Below are 18623 nucleotides of genomic sequence, written 5' to 3'. Positions count from 1 at the left end.
GATCCGCACCTAGCTGCGCACTGGGAACACCAGCTCGTCATGTGCGGTGCAAATGAGTCGATGGTCCAGCACATGGAAAATTGCAGGGTTCTTGACATCCTGGGCACCCACAAAGAAGAGATAACTGCGGGATGCCTGCTTATCTTTTTTGGCTTTCATGTTCTCTTGGCGGGCTATTTCCAGCTCATTTTTCAGTCGCCCGCGGGCAGCCGCTGACCACTCGCTCCAGAGGACGACCACCTGGTAAGGCGTTAGTTTTTTCTCTTCCCATTCGCCCGCGTTGAGTGAAATGGTCAAGTGTTCGGGCGATTCAGCGGCTGGCGTCCAGGCCAGTTCCCCATAGAAAATGCGTGCATTAGGGCATGGCTCCAACCCTTTCGACCTAAGTTTCTTGAAGGCGGTTTGATAGGTCGCTGGGGCAATACCCGGGATGGCTAAAGAAAGATGCCTATCGAAGGGGAAGCGCAAAAAAGCACGGCAGATAGGGCGAATGCTGTTCGCTGCGCGTCGTCCTTCTCGGCGCACCAGGCCAGTGGCTCCATCCGACCGCCTGACGCTCTGTGTCTGAGACTCGGTGTGAGGTAGCGCAGGACCGACGATTGTACGGTCTTCAATCAGCTGCAGCCGGGCGGGCGATAAACCTGGCGAGGTCTCCAACTCCTGCTGAACACTGCCGCGCTTGCCCTGCGCGATAACCTTGGTTTCGCCCTCCACCTCACAACCTGAGACGTGAGGGTCACGCAGTTGAAAGTGAGCCCGAACCAAGTTCTCCGGGCGATAGGAACGCGGGAAGGCCTGAGTTTTGCAACCAGGGCATTGGTAGCCATAGGTATCCACTGCCGCCAGCAGTTTAAGGTCCTCGGCCTCAACAATTTCCTGGGTAATACGATCACGAGCGTTGTCCATGACGCTGACGTCTCCATGGGGGTGGGTGTTCGGCTTATGCAGCTCACCGCATACTGTCCGAATGGGTCGGAGTAAATAAAGGGGTGAAATGGTGAGCGATGAGCTTTATGTTTCCGTCGACGTAGAAACTTCCGGGCCGGTACCGGGCATCTATAGCCTGCTTTCCATCGGCGCTTGCGTCGTCTCAGAGCCCGCTCAGTCAATCTATCTCGAGCTCCAGCCAGACGGCCTACAGCACGATCCGGAGGCTGTCGCCGTAACTGGCCTTGACCTCACCAAGCTCGAAAACGAAGGACTAGCCCCACAGACGGCGATGCTCAAGCTGGAGCAATGGTTGAACCAGCTATGTTCGGCAGATCAGAAAGTCGTTTTCGTGGGGCTGAATGCCCCGTTCGACTGGTCGTTCATCAACTACTACTTCCATAAGTATTCTGGGGCGAACCCCTTTGGGTTCACCGCACTCGACATGAAGGCGTATTACATGGGGGTTACCGGATGCCGCTGGAAGGAAACTAAATCCTCGCAAATGACAGCTCGGCTCAACCCCCAAAGCGCACCCAACCATAACGCGTTGGACGATGCACGATTTCAAGCGGAGCTTTTTGCGCTAATGCTGGCAGAAGGGTGTAACCGCTAACCTGGCCAGCTACCCCATGCAGCTTCTACATAACGCCCCTCCCTGAAGGACCAAGCCTTTATGCCTTCAGGGCTGCCGGAGTTGCCCACGATGATTGCCAGCGGGTGCGGCAGATCTTGTGTGTAGCGCGCTGCAAACCTGGAAAAACTCCCGACATCAGTGGGGGAGATCATAGGAATGCTTTGCGGGTGAGTATGCCAGTACCCCACCAGTCGGAGCCCTGCAGCATTGGCTCGTTCAATTTCATCTCGGCAGCGGTGGGCATTCAACTCCAGCCAAGTTCTTCCAGCCCGGTCATCTCGATGGGGGGGAGTCGCCAAGGCAAGTACCAGTCCGGTAGCGCTTGCGGGGTCGACAAATAGCTGTCCCCCACGCTCCACATCGAAGCGCCTCTGCCGATAGCGCTCCAACAGGTTCGCAACGTCCTGCGATACCAACAGATGCGTGTCCACCCCGGGCCAGCTCCATTGCCAGGCGATTGCCGTCATCGAGCTGTCTCCAAATGCTCCGGCCAATCACGCTCCAACTGAGCCTGCTGCATGCCAGCAGGTAGTTCAGGACCCAGATACTGCCCTCCCAGCGTCGCCACGTCGTGGGGGCCATTGATGCTGCTGACCCAGATCGGGGCTCCGGTGCTGCCGCTCAATGCTCGTAATGCGGCCTGAGAGACCATTGAAGCAATGTTCACCATTCCCAGAGAACCTCCTGGGATGAAACTCTCTCCGCAGGCGGGAAGGGCGACAACGCCACCTTCCGGCCAATCGGTGAACTTGTGCCTAAATTCACCGTTTTCTGTGAATAGGCCTCGAGCATCAAATGCACCCGATGGGGCAAGGAGCACATGCCCCACCTGCGTATGAGGTTCGCTCCAGGCCTGGAGTAGACCCCAGGATGTGCCATTCGACTTGGAGCTCCACAGAGCCACCTCTGACTGCCAATCCGCAGTGGTGACTACGACCAGATCCGCTTTATCAAATACCTCGGGATTCTGGTACATCACCACTTCAGCGAAGTCTGCGAACGCAGCGACCTCCGTGGTAGGTAGGTCTTTGCGAATTCGCTCCTGAAGCGCTTCGGCCTTGGCCAGGCCTAGGTCATCGGCCCCGAGTACATGCCTGCCGAGATTCGCCGACACCAAGTAATCCGGGTCAATGAGTGTCAGATGGCCAACACCCGAGCGCGCCAACTGTAGGGCAACCGTGCCACCCAACGAGCCCACACCAACACAAACTACGCGAGCCGCTTCCAGGTTCTGCGCCATACCGCTGAGGTCACGGGACAAAATCTCTGTCCGATCCAGCACATCCAGGGTCGTTGCTCGGATCAGAACTGGGGGATGGCTGACTGCAACTGCTGGCCGGCGCCGCGCTGAACGCAGGTAAAACTTTGATCCTCGATCCAACTGTGGGCCGTACGCGCGAACGTTAAGGCAGTAGATCGGAGCACCGGCATCTCCCGGAAGCTCCAAAGCGATCCAGCGGTTAGGTAGCGAGCCACGCTCATTGAACCAAGCCAGCAGCTGCGTGCTGTCGCCAGGAGCAAGGTGTGGAATGAGCCATGTGAGCAGTAACTCCGGGGCCGGAATGCGCAGGTCCGGATAACTCTGAAGCTTTGCGTAGAAGCCTGGGGTCTCGGGAGCACGCATCCTGGGGGATCTGCCAATCGTGCGTCTGCAGTGCCTTTTCAGCGATGACAGATCTGTTGCGAGCCAGACTGTTTCCTGGCCGGACGGCAACGCTTGTCGAGGATCGCTTAGGGCAAACAGCTTCGAGGCAGCTTGGGGGCGATCCAGAAGAATAAGGTTCTGTTGAGACAGCCCCTGCTGCCTCGACCAGTAGGATGTGATTTCGCGCCGAAATTCGGCATCCCGGGCAGCCACGCATGACCCCATTTGGGACAAGCTCACGATCTTGTGTAACCGAGCTAGGCTATCCGACACCACGTATTCAGGGGTGCCCATCACTGGGCGCTCCTGGAAGCCATGCAGACAGAGCCCGACTTCCATGGCGTGGGGCCATATAAGCCATGGCGAAGGTTCGACAGTAAGCCTTAATCCGCCGCGGGGGAAACTCCTCGGAAAGCTGATACGTAGCCGCCGCTCCGTGCCCGTATAGTCGACGGGCAAAGGAAAGTAATAACTCGCAGCTTCGTCTGCTCGTGTGGTTGCAGGCTGAAGCAGTGCAAGTGCGGCATCTTCGCCAAGAGCGCTTTGCAGCGCGGCTATCCCCCGCTGCAGAGGCGTCTCCATCTGATCAACCAAGACGCCCAACTGGCTTCACATCCTCTTGTGAGTTCGCTGTTCCGCTGACACCGCCAAACAATGCGCCCATCGACGCGAAGTTTCGGGTGGTTCCGTCCGGGCGGCCTGGCATCGTCCAGTTGGACGGAATCTCGCCATTCACTGCCGAGATGAAGGCAGGGCCAATGCCAAAGTTTTCCTGAACTGCCTTGGCAAAGGCCTCTGCGGACTCGAAGCTCTCAAGCCCCATTGACACGGATGCGCTGGCATTCGAGTGCCAGTCTTGGAACGCCCGGCGGTAGCGATGTCCTTCACTCGGTCTATTCCATTTCTCCGCGAAGTTTTCACCGCTGTCGGCGGGGTTGCAGACCAAGCATTCGTTCCCGCGGTGTTTGACGTGATCCGGCATCCTCCGGACGATTTCGAGGATCGCGTCCAGCGGCCTTAGCGGTCTCGACTGAGACTCTTTCGCCACGTCCAGGTAGGCATGAGTGGCGAGTGTAGTGATGACTGCTGAAATAGGCCGGAAGCTCTCATTCTTGGTCCGAATGGCCCACTCATCCCGATGCCGCTTCAGCAGCTTGATCGTCGCCCGAAGTGGGTCTTGATCGAGGTACTCCTCATATTGAGGCAACGGATCCTGAGTGGCGGCATCAAAGGCACGCTGACTTTTCGCGACAGCCAGGTGCTCCTCGAAGGATATCGTCTGGGTAGAAGCGACCTGCAGCCAGTTAGAGTAGGGGATGGGGCTGCTCGCCTTCCATCCTGTCTCCCGATCTGGCACTTCCAGCTTACCTTCGCCATTGCCCTGAGAGTTCCCATTGATGGCACGCGCTGGCGTGACATCAATATGGAAGCCGGGGTTTTCGTCGGCATAGACGATCCGGATGCCGCGACGCAGCGGTTTGATTTCTTCCTGAACGCGGCTGCCGGCTCTGAATCGCTCTTCGATAGCACCCAGAATTGCTTGAGCGCCCGCCCCCTGGGCATGGGGAAGCCAAATGATGGCGTCCGCATCGATGGTGTCCAGATCCTCGGGAGCACCAGAAACGGGTTTGATCGTCGTTTTCAGGCGCATGGAGCCCTGAGGAAAAATATGTGCTCCTGCCAGTAGCGGATCGCTGGATGCATTAAGGATCTTCTGCAGCTGGGAGTATCGATCGCTGATCTTCTCGTACTGTGCTTCCGACAGCGAGATCTCCCGTGCTGCGCGGAGCAGAAAGTGTTCCCAGCTCCCGCGCTTGGTCTGTTCATTGCTCATGGACATCAGCGGACCTCCTGGGCCTGGTGGCCCAACTGTAGTGTTGGCGTGAACCTGTTTTGGTTGTCTTTGTCTCGATCGAAAATCAGGTAAGGGTGCCGATGTTGCGTGGTAAGCAAGGCACCGAATTCAATTGCCAACGCAGCTGGGATGGCCGCAAACACATGAATTGTGTCCGCCGTCGTGGCCTCAAGTCGGCTCAAGTGCATTTGTAGGGCGTCGCGAAAAGCGTGAATCACGCGACGGTTCTGAACCATCGCGTAACTCGGTTCTGGAATGCTTAACTCTGCGATACGTGCGCCAGGCAGTGCCTCTTCGACGTCGCGAAGCGCGACCTGAGCGGAAATAGACAGCACCAGTGCAAGCGGGCCATCCCCATCCGCTGGAGGAGTGAACAAAAACTCCGGGGGTTCAGCTGACTGGTCAGGCCAGCGCAGCTGATGCTCGCGGTGGAATGAAAAGAGCAGGCGCTTGGAGCGATCGCCTAAGGACTGTCCCAGCATCATCAGCGCCGGAATATCTGCCAATCCCACCACGGCCAACGTAGGGGCGTCCCCATAGGCTCCTCCACGACGCCTTAGCTGCTGCTCTAACTCGTGCTGAACGCTGTCCTGGATGCTCTGCCAGTAGTGGGCATCCCTGCCACGATGACTCGGGGCCGGAAAAGTGATCTTGATGGCATGATCGAATGCAGTTAGTCCCTCTGCGGACATCGCAACCAACAGATCACGAACAGGGATGTCGTTGATCGTCGCGAAATGCTGGCTCTGCACAATCACCGGAATGGCTCTGCCGCCGTCAGGCGTGGTTGCCGCAAGCCGGACTCGCTCCAGATAAGCCTGGTGCAGGCCGCTAAGATCGCTTTCCGGATATCCATCAGCATCGCGATCGATTTTGTCATGGCAGCCAGGGCAGAGCAGCATGAGGTTAGCGGTATTGTTGGTGAGCGACTCAGCCTTAGCTTCATCATGATCATCTCGCCCCCTTGGCCCCTTAGGGCTAGCCGGCAGGATGTGGGCTACCTCGCCCCATTTCATGGGCTTACCTGCACGGTAGTCGTACATGAGGTCGGTGCCGCACAGCTCACAATGGCCTGCAGCCTGAGTCCACACGACACGCTTCGTCACGTCGTCGGTGTCATAGCGACCGGTGGCAGCATTGGCTTTTTCTTGTTTTCCCACTAGGCCTCCTCAAGGCATCTGCATCGCTGATGCGTACTGGCTCTTTGAGATCAAGTGAGGTCGCTAAATCGGATTTCAAGGGGAGGGAAGCGAAGCGGCTAAAATATGATTCTCTCGCGCTCAGAGGGGTTGAGCTTCGCCCGGAGGTAGCTATTGAGAACCGGGAGTTAGTCGATCCCACGCTTCTTAGAGCCGTAGTAGCAATTCGCACAAACTAACAGCGCCAAGAGGCTGAACGGAGCCCAGCATGAAAAATCCAGTGCTCCACAAACCCTATCTTCTACTTGAGCTTGCCCCCGACCGACGCAAGCGCAAGCGCCAACTGGGTAGGATAGTGACTGACGTTCCGCTTCGCTCTGAAGGAAGGTCTACGGACCATACCGAGATCTACTCAATCATCTGGATGCTTCGGACTGACTGCCCCAAACAGATGCAGCCGATCAAGGTGGTTCACTCGGACCGTCCAGATATTCAACTTCAGTGCGCAAACTTAACGATTGGGATCGAAATCACTGAGGCCGTTTCCAGCAACAACGCCAGCATGGATCGGTTGCGCGAGACAGAACCGCATTTGTGGCGAACACCTGGTGACGATATCGCCATCTTCTTTCCGCGCAGGGCAGGCGTGGGCGAGGACAAGCTCACAGCCAAAGCCCAGCGCCAATTGATACGGGACAATCAACCCGGTGAGCCATGGTGTGGCAATGGCGCCGAGAGCTGGGCCGAAGCGATGGCATACTTCGTGTCGCAGAAGTTGAAGAAAGCAGATGGTTACGTCCGATTCGACAAGAATTGGTTGCTTATCTATGACAACTGGAATGAGCCTGGCCGTCGAGTTGAATTGGCGGACGCTGCCCTTGACCGCATATTCCAGACGGAGGGAGTCTTCAACACCTTCGACAGGGTAATGATCCAAGATGGCCATTCCCTGGCGAGTTTCTGCTCATCAGGCATTCGCAGGCAGCGGAGGCCCCGGCACGGCAGATAACTGAGCCGTCGGACCTCAACCAGAGGGTTGTCATGATGAAGAAGCTTATTGAGCAAATTGGACTGCCCCAGAGCCATTACCATCTGCACCTAGCGATCATGACGGGGCTCCCCGCTGAGCTAACCGCTCGTCTGGGTGAGATGCTGGGTGTTGATTCGGGCACCGTAGCAGCCTGGATCGGAAAGGCTCCAGAGGCCTCCCTCATGACGCCCGCTGAGGGCGATGCGTTTTGCCGACTCGCGGGCCTGGCCGACGTGCTGATCAACGTGCTGGAGGCAGATCACGCCGCAGCGACTCGCTGGCTCACGTCACCCAATATCGCGTTAGGAAACCTGCAGCCCGTCTCCCTGCTGAGCAGCGAGGCCGGTGGGCGGGCTGCACGCCAGGTGTTGCTCGCTATCGAGCACGGTCTGCCGGCCTGACTGAATCGCCGATCAGGTCATCTTCAAGCGGGCCTTGGCGGCGGAACTCTACATCCAGTGGAGTCACCAGCGGCCACCTAGCATGGATCCAGGCGTACTCCGCCGGCGGGTCCGTGGTCACCACGTAAACACGGCGTTCATCACCTTCGCCAATCACCAAGCACTCTAGGGCGCAGCCTTCTTGGACGTCGAACCAGTGCGAAGGGCGGTTCTTCTCTCCTGGCTTTCCTTCCTTCTCCATAAAGCGCTGCACCATCCCAAAGCCGCGGCGAGGCCGATACTTCCTCCAGCCGCCGGCCTGTACGGTGTGGAATCGAGCCCAGCCGCCTTCAGGTCCTGTCCCCGGTTCGTCCTGCCGCCGCCCCCAATGAATCCATTCGAGCTGACTACTGTCCTCGAACAGCACCGGTATCGCTGCCTTGGGGTTCGGGAAGTAGATATTCCAGACCTTGTCTGCCTCGCGGGCCTCTACACCACCGCACATAGTCGATCCTCCATTGTGGGCCGCTGCTCAAACGCCTTGCTAACCATGTTCTAGACTGCCCGTGCAGGACGCACATTCCCTCAATCGAAAAGGACTTTCGCATGGGCTACCTGAGCCTCACTCGCCGCGATGGCGAGAACATCCGTTTGACCATCGACCCCGGCGTCGACGCCGACAAGCTGTTAAAGCAGCTACTGCGCGACGGGATAACGATCCGCATCGACACCAGAGGGCAAGGGGCTGTTCGCGTGGGCATCGAAGCCCCCAAGCAGGTAGGCATCTACCGTGAAGAGTTGCTCGACGTCTGAGTGCCTCCTGTCGGTGGAAATCACTCTCCGATTGACCACTCCTGAGCCTTCGCAAATACTGTTTGCATATACAGTATTTGATGGATGTTCCGATGTCATCTCTCTCGATACTCGCCCGCAGCGAGCTAATCCGCGAGCGCCTGCTTACCGATGTGGCCGCAGGCCTCCGCATTACTGGCTTTCAATCGCCCGCCGACGATGAAAAGGAGAGGGGGCTTTCGCTAGATCTCCTGACCGATCTCGGCGCCCCTCACATGTGGCCGGTGCGAGTGTTGGATATGAGCCTGGTGGGGTTCGGCATCTTCCAAGGTGACAGGCTGGTCATTAACCGTGCAGCGGGCCATGTGGATGACCGCCTGGTGATCGTCGACTTGGGCAGCGAGGGCTACCAGGTGCGCTGGGTCGTGAAGGATATGTTTGGCGGCCGCTGGTTGCGGGCTGCCGAGTCGCATATTCAAGATGTGCAATTAGATGGTGAGGTGCCTATCGAGGTGTGGGGAGTGGTGCGCTTCATACTCAGCAAGGTGGCTGAGTGAGTACCTCCACACGCGTGTTCGCGTTGGTCGATTGCAATTCTTTCTACTGCAGCTGTGAGCGCATCTGCCAACCGCAGCTCAAGCGCCGGCCCGTCGTGGTGCTGTCGAACAACGATCTGAGGGATTGCTTCCGTTAGTAAATGAATTACAGTCCGCACCACCTTGATAGAAGCCTGAGAAATTACATTCCAGCCTCTGAAGGGGAGTCATCTGGATGGTGTTTAAGGCTGTGAAATGAGGCTGGTGTTCGCAACAAAAGACCTTGCTGTAGCGGGTCGATCATTCGAAGGTTTCCCTCTGTTGGTTGGCGCCGACGGTTGGCCAGTGGAGCCGGCGCAATCTTTCCTTTGGCACACGCTAGTCGAGTCAGGTGAGGCACTCAGTGCTCTGACGTGGGAGGCCTATGGACGCCGTCTGTTCGACTACTTCGCCTTCCTCGAGGCCAATGGTCTGGCCTGGAATGAGGAGAGTCAGGCAGATGGCCTGAGCGTCCTGTCGCGGTATAGAGACTGGTCGAGCGGTGAGTTGGAACTAGATCCCAGCACTCTGAACAAGCGACTGAACCTAATTGTGAGGTTCTACCAATGGGCCAAGCAGCGTGATCTGATCGCAGCGCTGCCCTTTGGCGAGCGAAGGGTCAGAGCGACTCCGCATTCCGGCTTCCTCAGTCACGTAGCTCGTCCTAACGCCGAGAGTACGAAGCCCTCAGTGATGGTGCGAGAGCGTAAGCGATTGACCAAATTCCTGACCAAAGATCAGGCTAAGGTCGACGTCTCCCCCGAATTGAGTAGCGCTCAGCTTTAGAGTCCAATCCCAGTAACCAGGAGATTGGACATGAAGAAGCGTTTCACTGAAGAGCAAATCATTGGCTTTCTGCGCGAAGCCGAGGCCGGACTGCCGATCAAGGAGCTGTGTCGTCGGCACGGCTTTTCAGAGGCCAGTTACTACCTCTGGCGTAGCAAGTTTGGCGGGATGAGCGTGTCGGATGCCAAGCGCCTGAAGGCGCTGGAAAGCGAAAACGCCCGGCTGAAGAAAATGCTCGCTGAGTCGATGCTGGAAATCGAGGTCACCCGCGAGGCTTTGCGAAAAAAGTGGTGAGCGCACCCTCCCGTCGCGAGCTGGTGCGCCACATGACGGCCCGCGGCTTGAGTGAGCGCCGGGCGCTTCAGGTAATCCGCATGAGCGCCAGTGCGCTGCGCTACCAACCGAGGCCGGATCGCAACCAGAGCCTGCGCGAGCGCATTGTGGCCCTGGCACATCGGCATCGCCGCTATGGCGCCGCGATGATCTATTTGAAGCTGCGCCAGGCTGGCGAGGTGATCAACCACAAGCGGGTGGAGCGTCTGTATGCCGAGGCCCGCTTGCAGGTGAAAAGGCGTAAGCGCAAGAAGATCCCGATTGCAGATCGACAGCCGCTGGGGCGTCCACGGGCAGCCAATCAGGTCTGGTCGATGGACTTCGTGTTTGATCGCACGGCTGAAGGGCGTGTCATCAAGAGCCTGACCGTGGTGGATGATGCCACCCATGAGGCTGTCGCCATCGTGCCGGAACGAGCGATTGGCGGGCACTCGTTGACGCGCATCCTAGATCGTCTGGCCATGTCACGCGGTCTGCCCAAAGCCATCCGCACGGACAATGGCAAGGAGTTCTGTGGTCGGGCCATGCTGACCTGGGCTCATCAGCGAGGTGTGCAGCTGTTCCTGATTGAGCCAGGAAAGCCCAATCAGAACGCCTACATCGAATCGTTTAACGGGCGCTTTCGTGATGAATGCCTAAACGAGCACTGGTTCACCAGCCTACCGCACGCCAAGGTAGTGATTGAGTCCTGGCGCAGGGAATACAACGAAGAGAGACCGAAGAAAGGGCTTGGTGGGTTAACGCCATCGGCCTATGCCGAGCAACTGGCCTCGAAAGCCGTTACATTGACTCAGGACTCTAAGGCCAGCTGCTACTGAAGACGGGGAGACGTCGGAGCCGGACATGGCGGGCGAAACCGTGGTGTTGCTCTGGGGCTTGTTCGACGACGAACTCTATGCCGAATTCGACTGTGAGCGCTTCGGGCCTTACTACCCGGTCTCTGGGCCGATTCCGCTGCATCGCTACCGTGCCTTCAAGCGTGGCAAGGTGTATGAGCGGGCCGAGCGCATCCGTTCGCTGGCTGACCAGCTCGGCCTGCCGATTGCCGCACTGGCTGGTGACAATGTGCGACTGGCGCCGTCCGCGACAGCGGTGGAACTGCCGCGCCAACCATTCGACCCAGCGGCACACGAGTACCGGTTTCCCAGCGTGATCGCGGCTAAGCTCGCCGTTGCCGATGACTTGGCTCAGCCGTTAGCCAAGCTCTCGCCCGAGGATCAGGCATTCATCCACCAGGTGCTGAGCGAAACCCTGACACGACGCATCGTGTTGGAGCGCGTGCGGGGCTACTTCCGCCATAAGAAAACAGGAGAAGAACATGCGGGTTGAAGTGATGCAGCACTACGGACTGACGTTGCCACTGAACCAGGCCGGGTACTTTGAGACCGCCCACCACCAGCAACTGATCAAGGATATCAAGGCGGCGATCTTCGAAGGTCGGCTGATCGCGCTCTGCGGCGTCATTGGCAGCGGCAAGACCGTGATGCTGCGCCGGCTTCAGCAGGCGATGGAAGAGGAAAAGAAGATCACGGTATCCAAGTCGCTGGCGATCGAGAAACACAGCATCAAACTGGCCACCTTCATCGCCGCGCTCTTCTACGACCTTTCCACCGAGAAGCAGGTACGCATCCCGACCCAGGGCGAAAAACGTGAGCGTGACCTGCGCGAGCTGGTGAGGAAGAATAAGCGCCCGGTGGCCCTGTTCGTTGATGAGGCACATGACCTCAACGGCCATACGCTGACTGGTCTCAAACGTTTGATGGAGCTGGTAGAGGATGGCGACGGCCGACTGTCGGTGGTACTGGCCGGGCATCCCAAGCTGCGTAACGACCTGCGCCGGCCGACGATGGAGGAAATCGGCTACCGCACCGACATCTTCTCGCTCGACGGCATCGCCGGCAGTCAGCGCGAATACATTCATTGGTTGCTGGAAACCTGCACTAAAGGGAAGGTCGAACCCGAGTCGATCCTGAGTGAAGACGCCATAGACCTGCTCGCCACCAAGCTGCGCACACCACTGCAAATCCAACTGCACATCAGTTTGGCACTGGAAGCGGGCTACCTGACCGGCGAGAAGCCCGTTTCGGCGGAGCTGGTGGAATCGGTGCTGTCGCGCCAACTGGATGACCTGGAACCGACCCTGACGCGCCACGGCTACCGCATCAAGGATCTGGTGGAGCAGTTCGACGCCAGGCCTACCGAGATCAAGGCGCTGCTCAGTAACGCGCTTGACCCCGCGCGCGCTGCCGAGCTGCGTGACAAGATGCTGGCGGCGGGGCTGCCGATCTGATCACTGGCTAATTTCACGTTTTCGGGGTTGGGCAAAAATAGCCAACTTCGACGCTGCACTGCAAGTTCGCCAGTCTGTCGCTCCAACCGATCCTGCTGAGTGGCCTGTTCCTTCAGCAGTAGTCGGGCCTCGGTGAGCAGGCGCTCATTGTCGCGGTTCAACCGGGTCAGTTCGTCTTGTTTAACGATTAGCGTCTGCTGTAGCTGGTGAGCCTCCAGCTGCAGCACCTGCGCTTCGTGCCGGCGCTGCTCCTGCTCACGCTGATCCTTGCTTGTACGTCGGTAGTGCTCAAGTGAATCACGGGCATGTCGGTGTCCGGTTGGTCAGGCTTTCAATGCCAGTATTCGGCGCGCACCGTTCAGTACGATGAGGCCCACGACAGTACCAATCACCAAATCTGGGTAGGAAGAACCTGTCCAGGCAACCAATGCACCTGCTGCAATAACACCAATGTTCGCGAGCACATCATTGGCTGAAAAAATCCAACTCGCTTTCATGTGTGCACCACCTTCGCGGTGGCCATAGATCATCAAGAGACAGCTGACGTTTGCGACTAGTGCGACTGCGCCAATCCCCATCATCAGCATCGACTCAGGTTCGCTGCCGTAGAGGACGCGTCTAGCCACTTCCACGAGCACGCCCAGAGCCAACACGATCTGAAAGACCCCCGCCAGGTGGGCAGCCCGAACTTGAAGCCGTGCACTCCGGCCGACCGCATAGAGAGCCAGCCCATAGACGGCAGCATCAGCAAACATGTCCAACGAGTCGGCAACCAGGCCAGTCGACTGGGCGATCAAACCTGCACCCATCTCGATGACAAACATCGCGGCATTGATACCGAGCAGGATCTTCAGCGTGCTTGCCTCTTTCGAAGCAGTCAGCTCTTCATTGGCACTATTGGCCGAGGCTGCTTCCTGACTGGCCGGCTCAGTACCCAGCAACGCTGCACCCAGGCCAAGTGACTCCAGCTTGGTAGCGATCTGGTCAACCGCCCCGTCATGGAAAGCGCGTACCTGTCTGCTGGTCAAATCAAAGGACAACGAATTGAGCTCAGGCAAGCCATTCAGTGCGAGCCGAATCATTCGTTCTTCTGAAGGGCAATCCATCTTGGGTACAGAAAAACTGCTGACCCATGTTCCTTCATTCGAAGGCGCGGTTGCCGCTTCTGTGGTTGCCGAAACTGGGCCACAGCCACAGGACTTCTCACAAGAACTCATGATTCGCTTCTCCTATCGGGCTTTATTTTGTCGATTAAAAACCATATAGCAGGTATAGGGTCAAGCATGGATATACTGAGTTTTCACTCAGGAGAAGGCCATGCGCATAGGCCAACTTGCAAAGCTGACGGGGGCGGACATTCAGACGATTCGTTTTTATGAACGTCAGGGACTGCTCCCACCTCCTAACCGTCAGGACAATGGCTACCGAGCCTACGAAGCGGATCATGTGGAGAAACTGCTGTTCATTCGCCGATGCCGCTCTTTTGGCATGTCACTGGAAGAAATTGGTGTTTTACAGGGCTTTCAGGAGCAGCCGCAGCAACCATGCACGGCGATCAATACGCTCCTTGATAGACATATCGCCCAGGTAAGGGCTCAGATCGCATCCTTACATGCCCTCGAAAACCAGTTGGTGACGTTGCGGGGCTGCTGCGATGACGAACGACAAAGCCTGGACTGCGGAATACTTTCGGGTCTGGTGGAGGGCGGCACTCCACTTCTTCAATCCTGAGGTCGAAGACCCTGCTTTTGATCGAGGATCAAGCGGCAGACCTCTTTCCTATTCACGGCTTAAATTCTTTTTTTGCATCGCCTCAATCCATAGCGCTTGACCCTATTGCGACTACAGGGTGTTCACTTGGCACATCTGACCAAGGAGTATTTCATGTCCAGTTGCTGTGGCGATGACCCTAAGCCCACTACTTCCTCTGGGACTTGCGCCTTGCAGCAAGCCGGCCCGTCCCCATGCGGCTGCGCGTCTATGGGCGTCAGCTTGCTGGTTGTCCTGAATGGCCTTCGACCGCTGCGCAAGTGAGATCCAGATGAATACAGCCCTCCGCATTGCCATTGATGAAGCCTTCTCACGAGCAAAGCAGGCCCTCCGAGAAAAGGATGAAGCCGGAACCTTTCCCTGGTTGGAGCGGGCCCACATATTGAGCCAGCGAATGCCAGTCCTTCACGCTCGGAGCCATTGGCTGATGCTGAGGGCTGGCTGGCAGTTGCGCGACTATCGGGAGGTGCTCGGCCAAGTGCCTCGGATCATTGCGGCACTGCTGTTCTCCTGGATCTGGGTGCCACTCGGAAACACCGGGCGGGCCAGGGTTAGTGCTTTCGCGCCGATGCCCGTCTCCCAGGAGTTGCAGCGACTTCTTCAAGGAGAGTCGCGATGAGCTCTTCTCCTGAAAGGTCACTTTTCGGCGCTCCTTGGCTTTGGTGGTCGTTATCGCTAGCAATTGCGTTAGCCGACCAGGTGTTCAAGAGCACAATTGAGGGTTCGCTCCCGGTCGGCTCCGTGACTCCTATGGCCACGTTCTTCAATCTGGTTCATTTCTGGAATACCGGCGCTGCGTTCAGCTTCCTGGCTGACGCGGGCGGTTGGCAGCGATACGTCTTCATCGCCCTGGCCGTCATCATTTCGATAGTGCTCGCGCTGATCCTGCGTAAGCCCAGGCCCAAGAGCGAAGCGCTGGGCTATAGCCTCATACTGGGCGGTGCAGTTGGGAATCTGATTGACCGCGCATTCCGTGGTCATGTGATCGACTACCTGGATTTCTACTGGCAGTCCTGGCATTGGCCGGCGTTTAACCTGGCGGATATCGGTATCGTCGGTGGCGCCGCCATGTTGATCCTGAGCAGTTTGCTGAACCCAAAAGCGGAAGTGGACCGAGCCAGAGAATGAAAAGCTCGCCTTCGACGGACACAGTGCGCTGGGTAGGCCATGCATGGGTCGGACCCGGTATCGGAGTCTTTCATGGGCGTGCCGGTCACCAAGGCTGGCACCACCATCAGGCGCATCAGATCTCAGTGGGCCTCGATTCAACCGTAGCGGTCGAAACCCCGCTGGGTATTCATTCAGGGGCAGCCATCTTCATTCCGGCAGGCTTGAAACACCGGCTGAGCGCCGGTCGAGTTCTGTCGATCTATGTGGATGCGCTGTCCGAGGAAGCTCGTGCTTTGCGGGGTACCGAAGAAGCGAGGGTGATTGAGATCACGCCGGCGGATGTAGCGGCGATTATCGGCGCGCTGCGCGAGACAGGACACAGTGCTGTACAGCTGAAGGCTGGGGTGCGCCAGGCGCTGCGGCTACCCGACCCACCGATCTCAGATCCTCGCTTGACCAAGGTGATTGAAGCGCTGCGTAGAGGCCAAATGAGACGCGAAGAAATGGCCGCACTGGTGCATTTATCACCCACACGGTTTTCCCATTGGTTCGTGGAACAGACAGGTCTGCCGCTTCGCAGCTATGCGAAATGGTTACGTCTCACGCAAGCCCTACAGCACCTGGCCAAAGGGGGGCGGCTGACCGAAGCGGCGCATGAGGCGGGCTTTTCTGACTCGGCGCATTTCTCCCGAACATTCCGGACGCTGCTGGGCATCGATCCATCATCTGCCCTGGCTGAAGTCGATCTCCAGGAATCCTAGCTCTTTCGTTCAAGTCGAAAGCTGGAATCTCCGAATAGAGTCATGGCTCCATCACAGGGAGCTGAACGATGTCGACCTTTCTTCGATTTGTCATACGGTGGGTGAGCTATCCACTCGTGTTTGGTGGCGCTGCCGCCTTCATGATCTGGGCGCTGTATGCCGGCGTACCGTATTGGCCCACCACTCCCATAGCCGCCGCGATAGGACTGTTGAGCATCGCTGGCTTGGAGCGCATCCAACCTTTTCGCGAAGCCTGGCTTGAGGATCATCAAGACACCGCGACAGATCTGCTGCACATGCTGGTGAACCTTTCCGTCATTCAATTCACCGCGGAAATCCTGGCCAAACTTGGCGATGCGGTGCCGGCTTCGGTTCGTCTCTTTCCGATCGAGAGTCCGCTGTGGCTCCAGTTGCTACTGGTCGCTGCCGTGCTCGATCTGGGCCTGTACGCCATGCATCGAATTAGTCACCGAGTGCAATGGTTGTGGCGTTTTCATATGATTCATCACAGCGCCGAGCGGTTGTATTGGGTGAACGGGGAGCGACGCCATCCCCTGCACGCGGCGCTCATGGCCGGCCCGGGGCTGGTGATTCTGCTCGCATTAGGCGCCCCGTCTGCCGTAGTCGCCACCTGGTTTGGCATTCTGACCGTGCACTTGGCTTTCCAACATTCGAACCTGGACTACCGGCTTGGATGGCTGCGTCATTTGATCGGGGTTGCTGAAATTCATCGCTGGCATCACAAGCGCGACTTTGAAGATGCCCAGGTCAACTTTGGTGAGTTTCTGATGGTCTGGGATCGACTGTTCGGCACCTTCTTCGACAGTGCGGGGAAGCTAGGGGAGGCCGAGGTCGGGTTGCATGAAAAGGACTACCCCAAAGGCTACCTTGGGCAGTTCGCCGAACCCTTTGGGCTAGATCGTAGAAGCAAAGGCTAGCGGGTTCTCTTGCAGTGGCACGATGTCTCTGGATTGCTCTGGTTAGTTGCAGAAAGCGTGAGCCCATTGAGATTGAATGCGAGCCGAAGCGGCTGAATGCAAGCTCGCTCGCAGTTAATGTGAGCCCGAGGGCTTCGTCAGTTGCAGTTAATCTGAGCCGGGAATCGCGTTAATTGCGAGCCCGGTTGTTTTCAAATGCGAGCCGTTACACGTAGCCACTGGTAAGGTGGTTCTTCTGAGCAGTAAGCCGGCTTCCTAGCAGCGCTGGGGTGTGCCTCACCTCACTGTCCAGAGCTGATCTAACCGTGTGGTATAGCTTGGGCCGAGCATTTCCCGACACATCCCCAGTCAGGAGTCACCGGCACCCCGCCCAGGCGGAGCGTGCCTCGACCCCACTTGGAATTGATCCGATCCATCACCTGCATGACCTTCTCAGAGGCGACGGGCTGTACGGCGGCGATCACGATGTCACGAGAGCGACCGAGCAGATTGTCTCCATGCGCGACAAGGCTGACGCAATCCTAGTGGCGGAAACCGTCAAGAAGATTGAACAACTGGGCGCCACGGCGGCAGGCCGTGGCGAAGCGAAGCGCAGCCCGGCTGTCCGCCTGCAAGGTAGATATGTGCTACTCGACCAGATGCAACGTGGGCCCGCCCCACTGATGCACAAGGGCAAATAGCAGTACCAACCTAGGGCCTTTGCAAGTGCTCCTTTGCCCAGTCAGCGGCGCTCAATGAGCGCCGCTCTTTCCACCTTCAGACCGACAAACAGAGAGCCCTGACAAACGGGAAATCGTGGGCTAACGCGCGAAGTGCGGGCGGTCACTTGCTCGCTTGCAGCGAAACGATCAGCGGACAGCTCACTGTCCCTTGGCTCGCGCAACAGTCATCAACCAGCTGCGCCAAGACCGACTCGATCCGCTGAAGATCCGCGAGTTTCTCACGCACATCCTCAAGCTTCTGCTCGGCGAGCACACGCGCTTCGTCGCAGTGCGCGCCGTCGTCCAGTCGCAACAGTCCGGCCACTTCATCAAGGCTAAAGCCCAGCCGTTGCGCGGACTTCACGAATCTCACCCGTGCGACATCCGCCTCGCCATAGCGGCGAATGCTGCCGTAGGGCTTGTCCGGTTCGGGTAACAGCCCCTTGCGTTGATAGAACCGAATGGTTTCCACGTTAACCCCGGCTGCCTTGGCAAAGGCGCCGATGGTCAGGCTTTCCACCGCGTTGTGCATGCCGCTTGACCCCGTACCTAACTACGGAAATAACCTTAACCCATCGATCAACCACTCGGAAGGATGAACGTATGTCTGAATCGCGAAATGGGCGCGGTGCACTCCTCACTGGAGGTCTGGCGGCAATCCTCGCGTCCACGTGCTGCCTGGGGCCGCTGGTGCTGATCGCCTTGGGCTTCAGCGGTGCCTGGATCGGCAGCCTCACCGTTCTGGAACCTTACCGCCCGTTCTTCATTGGCGCGGCACTGGTTGCGCTGTTCTTCGCTTACCGGCGCATTTTCCGCCCGGCTCAAGTCTGCATACCCGGTGAGGTCTGCGCTGATCCCCAGGTAAGCACCATCTACAAGCTCGTTTTTTGGGTCGTGACGGCCTTGGTGCTGGTCGCGCTCGCTTTCCCCTACATCCTCCCCTTGTTCTACTAA

General features: G+C 57.9%; 22 protein-coding genes and 5 pseudogenes. 17 read left to right on the top strand and 10 right to left on the bottom strand.

The window, feature by feature from the left end; all coding sequences use genetic code 11:
- Positions 1 to 9: 9 nt before the first annotated feature.
- Complete coding sequence (locus tag N7607_RS20805) at positions 10 to 906, bottom strand: hypothetical protein (RefSeq protein ID WP_187808664.1); 897 nt, start codon at positions 904 to 906, stop codon at positions 10 to 12.
- Positions 907 to 994: 88 nt separating this feature from the next.
- Between N7607_RS20805 and N7607_RS20800 the strand changes: the two genes are divergently transcribed.
- A complete protein-coding gene (locus N7607_RS20800; RefSeq protein ID WP_046163592.1) occupies positions 995 to 1543 on the top strand; it encodes a 3'-5' exonuclease in 549 nt (182 codons plus the stop codon).
- Here the strand turns inward: N7607_RS20800 and N7607_RS20795 are convergent.
- The 4 genes from N7607_RS20795 to N7607_RS20780 all read right to left on the bottom strand — a co-directional run bounded on the left by N7607_RS20795 (position 1540) and on the right by N7607_RS20780 (position 6224).
- Positions 1540 to 2031, bottom strand: a complete 492-nt coding sequence (locus tag N7607_RS20795) for a Mov34/MPN/PAD-1 family protein (RefSeq protein ID WP_187805755.1) — start codon at positions 2029 to 2031, stop codon at positions 1540 to 1542. The two genes, N7607_RS20800 and N7607_RS20795, sit on opposite strands and share 4 nt — an antisense overlap.
- Positions 2028 to 3503: a ThiF family adenylyltransferase gene (locus tag N7607_RS20790; RefSeq protein WP_279868605.1), complete on the bottom strand. Its 1476-nt coding sequence runs from the start codon at positions 3501 to 3503 to the stop codon at positions 2028 to 2030. Before N7607_RS20790 ends, N7607_RS20795 begins: the two co-directional genes overlap by 4 nt.
- 292 nt (positions 3504 to 3795) lie before the next feature.
- Entirely contained in the window at positions 3796 to 5049 is a 1254-nt protein-coding gene (locus N7607_RS20785; protein WP_279868607.1) for a nucleotidyltransferase, read from the bottom strand.
- Complete coding sequence (locus N7607_RS20780) at positions 5049 to 6224, bottom strand: SAVED domain-containing protein (protein WP_187805758.1); 1176 nt, start codon at positions 6222 to 6224, stop codon at positions 5049 to 5051. Before N7607_RS20780 ends, N7607_RS20785 begins: the two co-directional genes overlap by 1 nt.
- Before the next feature lie 247 nt (positions 6225 to 6471).
- Between N7607_RS20780 and N7607_RS20775 the strand changes: the two genes are divergently transcribed.
- The gene (locus tag N7607_RS20775) at positions 6472 to 7212 is read left to right on the top strand and encodes a hypothetical protein (protein WP_187805759.1); all 741 of its coding nucleotides are present in this window, start codon (positions 6472 to 6474) and stop codon (positions 7210 to 7212) included.
- Between the two features lie 32 nt (positions 7213 to 7244).
- Positions 7245 to 7634 (top strand): antitoxin Xre/MbcA/ParS toxin-binding domain-containing protein, encoded by a 390-nt coding sequence (locus tag N7607_RS20770; RefSeq protein ID WP_187805760.1) that lies wholly within the window; start codon positions 7245 to 7247, stop codon positions 7632 to 7634.
- On the opposite strand, the gene N7607_RS20765 is transcribed toward N7607_RS20770, so the two are convergent.
- A complete protein-coding gene (locus N7607_RS20765) occupies positions 7609 to 8118 on the bottom strand; it encodes a hypothetical protein (protein ID WP_187805761.1) in 510 nt (169 codons plus the stop codon). The genes N7607_RS20770 and N7607_RS20765 overlap by 26 nt on opposite strands.
- Before the next feature lie 101 nt (positions 8119 to 8219).
- On the opposite strand from N7607_RS20765, the gene N7607_RS20760 reads away from it, so the two are divergent.
- From N7607_RS20760 to N7607_RS20730, 7 genes and pseudogenes are all read left to right on the top strand, one after another.
- A complete protein-coding gene (locus N7607_RS20760; RefSeq protein ID WP_171016322.1) occupies positions 8220 to 8426 on the top strand; it encodes a carbon storage regulator in 207 nt (68 codons plus the stop codon).
- A gap of 80 nt (positions 8427 to 8506) precedes the next feature.
- A complete protein-coding gene (locus N7607_RS20755) occupies positions 8507 to 8962 on the top strand; it encodes a S24 family peptidase (RefSeq protein ID WP_279868610.1) in 456 nt (151 codons plus the stop codon).
- A pseudogene (locus tag N7607_RS20750) lies at positions 8959 to 9078 on the top strand (RulB protein); the annotation flags it as partial. The gene N7607_RS20755 and the pseudogene N7607_RS20750, both read left to right, overlap by 4 nt.
- Positions 9079 to 9196: 118 nt before the next feature.
- Positions 9197 to 9730 (top strand): annotated as a pseudogene (locus tag N7607_RS20745) (site-specific integrase); the annotation flags it as partial.
- Between the two features lie 66 nt (positions 9731 to 9796).
- A protein-coding gene (locus N7607_RS20740; RefSeq protein WP_279868613.1) for an IS3 family transposase occupies positions 9797 to 10917 on the top strand; the annotation gives its coding sequence in 2 pieces (ribosomal slippage) (positions 9797 to 10055 and positions 10055 to 10917; 1122 coding nt in all).
- 16 nt (positions 10918 to 10933) lie between these two features.
- A pseudogene (locus tag N7607_RS20735) lies at positions 10934 to 11428 on the top strand (IS481 family transposase); the annotation flags it as partial.
- Entirely contained in the window at positions 11418 to 12389 is a 972-nt protein-coding gene (locus N7607_RS20730; protein WP_195883223.1) for an AAA family ATPase, read from the top strand. The pseudogene N7607_RS20735 and the gene N7607_RS20730, both read left to right, overlap by 11 nt.
- Before the next feature lie 71 nt (positions 12390 to 12460).
- On the opposite strand, the pseudogene N7607_RS20725 reads toward N7607_RS20730, so the two are convergent.
- Together N7607_RS20725 and N7607_RS20720 are read right to left on the bottom strand one after the other, a co-directional pair.
- Positions 12461 to 12703: pseudogene (locus N7607_RS20725) on the bottom strand (cointegrate resolution protein T); the annotation flags it as partial.
- A gap of 9 nt (positions 12704 to 12712) precedes the next feature.
- Positions 12713 to 13606 (bottom strand): cation diffusion facilitator family transporter, encoded by an 894-nt coding sequence (locus tag N7607_RS20720; RefSeq protein ID WP_181263714.1) that lies wholly within the window; start codon positions 13604 to 13606, stop codon positions 12713 to 12715.
- A 100-nt stretch (positions 13607 to 13706) separates the two neighbouring features.
- Between N7607_RS20720 and cadR the strand changes: the two genes are divergently transcribed.
- The 5 genes from cadR to N7607_RS20695 all read left to right on the top strand — a co-directional run bounded on the left by cadR (position 13707) and on the right by N7607_RS20695 (position 16968).
- Complete coding sequence (gene cadR / locus N7607_RS20715; RefSeq protein WP_107320920.1) at positions 13707 to 14120, top strand: Cd(II)/Pb(II)-responsive transcriptional regulator; 414 nt, start codon at positions 13707 to 13709, stop codon at positions 14118 to 14120.
- 310 nt (positions 14121 to 14430) lie between these two features.
- Positions 14431 to 14778, top strand: a complete 348-nt coding sequence (locus N7607_RS20710) for a DUF3703 domain-containing protein (protein WP_107320934.1) — start codon at positions 14431 to 14433, stop codon at positions 14776 to 14778.
- Positions 14775 to 15287 (top strand): signal peptidase II, encoded by a 513-nt coding sequence (gene lspA / locus N7607_RS20705; RefSeq protein ID WP_107320919.1) that lies wholly within the window; start codon positions 14775 to 14777, stop codon positions 15285 to 15287. The genes N7607_RS20710 and lspA overlap by 4 nt, the downstream gene beginning before the upstream one ends.
- Positions 15284 to 16030 carry a helix-turn-helix domain-containing protein gene (locus N7607_RS20700; RefSeq protein ID WP_107320918.1) on the top strand — a complete coding sequence of 249 codons (747 nt, stop codon included), beginning with the start codon at positions 15284 to 15286 and terminating at the stop codon, positions 16028 to 16030. Before lspA ends, N7607_RS20700 begins: the two co-directional genes overlap by 4 nt.
- Before the next feature lie 68 nt (positions 16031 to 16098).
- On the top strand, positions 16099 to 16968 hold the full coding sequence (locus tag N7607_RS20695; RefSeq protein ID WP_107320917.1) for a sterol desaturase family protein: 870 nt from the start codon (positions 16099 to 16101) through the stop codon (positions 16966 to 16968).
- Positions 16969 to 17244: 276 nt separating this feature from the next.
- Here the strand turns inward: N7607_RS20695 and N7607_RS20690 are convergent.
- Positions 17245 to 17417 (bottom strand): annotated as a pseudogene (locus N7607_RS20690) (DUF4113 domain-containing protein); the annotation flags it as partial.
- A gap of 48 nt (positions 17418 to 17465) precedes the next feature.
- Between N7607_RS20690 and N7607_RS20685 the strand changes: the two are divergent.
- Positions 17466 to 17648: a hypothetical protein gene (locus tag N7607_RS20685; RefSeq protein ID WP_008567184.1), complete on the top strand. Its 183-nt coding sequence runs from the start codon at positions 17466 to 17468 to the stop codon at positions 17646 to 17648.
- Between the two features lie 142 nt (positions 17649 to 17790).
- On the opposite strand, the gene merR is transcribed toward N7607_RS20685, so the two are convergent.
- Entirely contained in the window at positions 17791 to 18201 is a 411-nt protein-coding gene (gene merR, locus N7607_RS20680; protein ID WP_008567182.1) for an Hg(II)-responsive transcriptional regulator, read from the bottom strand.
- A gap of 71 nt (positions 18202 to 18272) precedes the next feature.
- Here merR and merT point away from each other — a divergent pair, with 71 nt between their 5' ends.
- Positions 18273 to 18623 (top strand): mercuric ion transporter MerT, encoded by a 351-nt coding sequence (merT, locus tag N7607_RS20675; RefSeq protein WP_008567181.1) that lies wholly within the window; start codon positions 18273 to 18275, stop codon positions 18621 to 18623.

Origin of the sequence: Pseudomonas sp. GD04019 (genome assembly GCF_029837695.1) — a bacterium.
Lineage (GTDB): Bacteria > Pseudomonadota > Gammaproteobacteria > Pseudomonadales > Pseudomonadaceae > Aquipseudomonas.
This window is presented reverse-complemented; position numbering and strand designations above follow the sequence as displayed.

What these genes read in the sequence shown, in the direction of transcription:
- N7607_RS20805 (WP_187808664.1), bottom strand. Translation starts at nt 906, where the DNA reads ATGGACAACGCTCGTGATCGTATTACCCAGGAAATTGTTGAGGCCGAG.
- N7607_RS20800 (WP_046163592.1), top strand. Translation starts at nt 995, where the DNA reads ATGGTGAGCGATGAGCTTTATGTTTCCGTCGACGTAGAAACTTCCGGG.
- N7607_RS20795 (WP_187805755.1), bottom strand. Translation starts at nt 2,031, where the DNA reads ATGACGGCAATCGCCTGGCAATGGAGCTGGCCCGGGGTGGACACGCAT.
- N7607_RS20790 (WP_279868605.1), bottom strand. Translation starts at nt 3,503, where the DNA reads ATGGGCACCCCTGAATACGTGGTGTCGGATAGCCTAGCTCGGTTACAC.
- N7607_RS20785 (WP_279868607.1), bottom strand. Translation starts at nt 5,049, where the DNA reads ATGTCCATGAGCAATGAACAGACCAAGCGCGGGAGCTGGGAACACTTT.
- N7607_RS20775 (WP_187805759.1), top strand. Translation starts at nt 6,472, where the DNA reads ATGAAAAATCCAGTGCTCCACAAACCCTATCTTCTACTTGAGCTTGCC.
- N7607_RS20770 (WP_187805760.1), top strand. Translation starts at nt 7,245, where the DNA reads ATGATGAAGAAGCTTATTGAGCAAATTGGACTGCCCCAGAGCCATTAC.
- N7607_RS20765 (WP_187805761.1), bottom strand. Translation starts at nt 8,118, where the DNA reads ATGTGCGGTGGTGTAGAGGCCCGCGAGGCAGACAAGGTCTGGAATATC.
- N7607_RS20760 (WP_171016322.1), top strand. Translation starts at nt 8,220, where the DNA reads ATGGGCTACCTGAGCCTCACTCGCCGCGATGGCGAGAACATCCGTTTG.
- N7607_RS20755 (WP_279868610.1), top strand. Translation starts at nt 8,507, where the DNA reads ATGGATGTTCCGATGTCATCTCTCTCGATACTCGCCCGCAGCGAGCTA.
- N7607_RS20730 (WP_195883223.1), top strand. Translation starts at nt 11,418, where the DNA reads ATGCGGGTTGAAGTGATGCAGCACTACGGACTGACGTTGCCACTGAAC.
- N7607_RS20720 (WP_181263714.1), bottom strand. Translation starts at nt 13,606, where the DNA reads ATGAGTTCTTGTGAGAAGTCCTGTGGCTGTGGCCCAGTTTCGGCAACC.
- cadR (WP_107320920.1), top strand. Translation starts at nt 13,707, where the DNA reads ATGCGCATAGGCCAACTTGCAAAGCTGACGGGGGCGGACATTCAGACG.
- N7607_RS20710 (WP_107320934.1), top strand. Translation starts at nt 14,431, where the DNA reads ATGAATACAGCCCTCCGCATTGCCATTGATGAAGCCTTCTCACGAGCA.
- lspA (WP_107320919.1), top strand. Translation starts at nt 14,775, where the DNA reads ATGAGCTCTTCTCCTGAAAGGTCACTTTTCGGCGCTCCTTGGCTTTGG.
- N7607_RS20700 (WP_107320918.1), top strand. Translation starts at nt 15,284, where the DNA reads ATGAAAAGCTCGCCTTCGACGGACACAGTGCGCTGGGTAGGCCATGCA.
- N7607_RS20695 (WP_107320917.1), top strand. Translation starts at nt 16,099, where the DNA reads ATGTCGACCTTTCTTCGATTTGTCATACGGTGGGTGAGCTATCCACTC.
- N7607_RS20685 (WP_008567184.1), top strand. Translation starts at nt 17,466, where the DNA reads ATGCGCGACAAGGCTGACGCAATCCTAGTGGCGGAAACCGTCAAGAAG.
- merR (WP_008567182.1), bottom strand. Translation starts at nt 18,201, where the DNA reads ATGCACAACGCGGTGGAAAGCCTGACCATCGGCGCCTTTGCCAAGGCA.
- merT (WP_008567181.1), top strand. Translation starts at nt 18,273, where the DNA reads ATGTCTGAATCGCGAAATGGGCGCGGTGCACTCCTCACTGGAGGTCTG.